The 1,230-nt window shown below is 34.4% G+C and carries 1 protein-coding gene; it reads right to left on the bottom strand.

Annotated features, from left to right (window positions below):
- Positions 1-13: 13 nt before the first annotated feature.
- Positions 14-1,230: MutS-related protein (locus E1171_RS01115; RefSeq protein ID WP_222931319.1), on the bottom strand; the 1,217-nt coding region annotated here is incomplete at its 5' end.

Genomic DNA, 1,230 nt, shown 5'->3' with positions numbered 1-1,230 from the left:
AAAAAAAACCTTATTACAAGGAGTTTGGAGCCTGCAATTCCCTCTGTCCGTCAATTTCTTCAGCAATTTTCCTTGCTTCAAGAACCACATCACTAGGAAACTCATTTATTTCCAGAATTTTAATGGCATTCCTCTTTCGCAACTTCCCCTCCTTTAATTTGTAATCAAAATCAACTGTTTTACCCCCTATCTTTTCACTAAAATGAAACAAATCATACTCATTTCTTAATAAATCAGCCAATTCAATATCATGTGTGGATACAAAAACTATGTTATCAGCTTTATTTAAAGTTGATAAAACCGCTTTTCCAGCTGATATCCGCTCTACTGTATTAGTTCCTTTAAAGATCTCATCCAACAAAAATAAATTTGCTACTTCTTCAGTGCTTGTATCGATCATATCCTTGATGGTTAATACTTCTTCAAAATAATAGCTTTTACTATTTATCAAATCATCACTAATGCGTAAGGCACTATAAAGCTTCATTCTTGGCATGGAAAAATGGGACGCAAAACAGGTGTTAAGGGTCAACCCGGTAATTACATTAATGCCTATCGTTCTAATAAATGAGGTTTTTCCTGACATATTAGAACCAGTGAGGAGAATGGACCTTTTATCAATCCTGAGATCATTCTTTTCACAATCCACAATGAGGGGGTGGTAAGCCTCCTTAACTATCATAGATTTATTATCAGCCTTAATATTCGGGTGACAATACACTTCCAACCCCTTTCTCAGGGAGGCTATGGACATCAAAAAATCAATTTGTCCCACAAATAGATATAAATTTTCTATTGCCTTCCTTTTTGAATCTAGCCGTTTTAGCATCCTAAAAAGTAGCAAGGGTTCCAAAAGGAAGACAGCTCTAATCAGCTCTATTACATAAGTGAAATCATCTGGGATTTTGGGTTCGGTTTTAAAAAACAGAAAGTATTTCTTCAACTTATCAATGCTAGAAATGGAGCTATAAAGATTTGGATTGGCCTGCCTAAGGATACTTATTTTAAAAAGTTCCTTGGAAACCCTACTTAATTTTGAAAGTTGAGGAATGGCACCTAGATACTGAAACAAATTATTTTTATTCCAATAATGAACTCCTAAACTAACCCAAACTCCCCCTATTAATCCGATTATCATTATGGGATAAAAAAACATGCTCCCCAATAAAATGAGGTTGAGAAAAAATAAAAGGGGAACCAAAAAAAACCATTTTGGAGGCTTCAAATATT

This window comes from Xanthovirga aplysinae (genome assembly GCF_009711365.1).
GTDB classification, from domain to species: domain Bacteria; phylum Bacteroidota; class Bacteroidia; order Cytophagales; family Cyclobacteriaceae; genus Xanthovirga; species Xanthovirga aplysinae.
Note: the sequence above shows the minus strand (reverse complement) of the source record. Positions and strands in the feature narration are given on the sequence as shown.